This window comes from Pseudomonas sp. Kh14 (genome assembly GCF_900291005.1).
GTDB lineage: Bacteria > Pseudomonadota > Gammaproteobacteria > Pseudomonadales > Pseudomonadaceae > Aquipseudomonas > Aquipseudomonas alloputida.
This window is the reverse complement of the sequence record NZ_OLKJ01000330.1, coordinates 1-233: the sequence shown is the minus strand read 5'-3', so window position 1 is coordinate 233 and position 233 is coordinate 1. Positions and strand designations below refer to the sequence as shown.

Here is a 233-nt window from a genome sequence, read left to right as displayed (position 1 = left end):
ACCTATATAGGTGGATTATCAGTCCTCTTATCGGACCTCGTTGTCGGTTCACCCCAACCTGTTCTCTTTACGCTATAGAAGCCTTGAAAGCTCACGGTTTTGTAAAAGGATGTTGGTTATCAGGCAAACGTCTATTAAAATGCCATCCTTTGAATGAAGGGGGATTTGACCCCGTTCCACCAGTCCAAAAACAAGACAGAGATAAATAACGATGGATTCTCAACGTAATATTC

1 protein-coding gene is annotated in these 233 nt (G+C 42.1%); it reads left to right on the top strand.

The window, feature by feature from the left end:
* The coding region (gene yidD / locus FQ668_RS28315; RefSeq protein ID WP_144180898.1) for a membrane protein insertion efficiency factor YidD at window positions 1–209 on the top strand (209 nt) is incomplete at its 5' end.
* Window positions 210–233: the final 24 nt, after the last annotated feature.